At 65.4% G+C, this 1,011-nt stretch carries 1 protein-coding gene; it reads right to left on the bottom strand.

What is annotated here, in order from left to right; genetic code table 11:
• Window positions 1-915, bottom strand: a 915-nt coding sequence (locus tag HX846_RS35340; protein WP_178967263.1) for a serine hydrolase, incomplete at its 3' end; no start/stop codon positions are given.
• Window positions 916-1,011: the final 96 nt, after the last annotated feature.

The raw sequence follows: 1,011 nt of genomic DNA, 5'->3' as shown, positions 1-1,011 counted from the left end.
CCAGGGTCTGGCGGCACCCTGCACTTCGCGGTTGAGCCACCATTGGCCGCCCGGAACGGCTTCGTCCTGGCCCGCCTTGTACTTGTCGAACGGTTGGCGATTGAACGCGACCCACTCCTTGGGCAGCAATTGTTGCTCGCCCCAACGGCCGTCGCGCTGCATCAGCAGGCCGACACGGGCCAGGTCGCGGGCGGTGAGGTAGGCATATGAGGACGCGACGAAGGTTTCCTCGGCATCGCTTTCCCAGGTGGCGTTGCGGATGCCCAGTGGCTGGAACAGGGCGGTCCATGGGTAGTCGACGTAGGCCTTGTGGCCGAGCATGCCCTTGAGGGTGGCGGACAGGATATTGCTGTCGCCACTGGAGTAGCGGAATGCCTGGCCGGGGGCGCTGGAGGTCGCGGTGTCGGCGGCGAACTCGGCCATGTCGTGGTGCCCGCGGGTGTAGAGCATGGCGACCACCGAGGATTTCAGCGGGGCGTATTCGTAGTCTTCCTGCCAGTCGAGGCCCGAGGCCCAGTGCAGCAGGTCGGCCATGGTCACGCCTGGGTGTTGTTTCATCGGCGGGTAAAAGCGCGCGGCGGGGTCGGTGAGTTTGAAGCGGTTTTCGCCGAAGGCCACGCCGAGCACGGTGGCCATCAGGCTTTTGCTGATGGACCAGGTCAGGTGCGGGGTGCTGGCGGTGGTGGGGGCGGCGTAGCGTTCGTAGATGATCTGGCCGTCGCGGATGACCAGCAAGGCGTCGGTGCGGACGCCTTTGCGGGTGGTGTCATCGCGGGGTGGGAAGGCGTAGTCGTCCAGGGCTTGGGCGGCCGGGCCGGTTAGCGGTTGGCCTTGGGACCAATCCTTCTGCGGCCAGGTTTCGGCGTGGGCCGTCAGGGTGAACAGCAGCGCGGCGTAGAGCAGGCCTTTGAACATGGACTTGGAACTCGTGGGGCGTTCGAGCCCGCGAGCCTAGCCCAGGGGGATGACGGTTTTGTTACGGACCCTGGGGTGAGTACATATCCGTTATTT

Source organism: Pseudomonas sp. K5002 (assembly GCF_013386655.1).
GTDB lineage: Bacteria > Pseudomonadota > Gammaproteobacteria > Pseudomonadales > Pseudomonadaceae > Aquipseudomonas.
The sequence above is the reverse complement of the archived record's forward strand: the minus strand, read 5'-3'. Positions and strand labels throughout refer to the sequence as shown.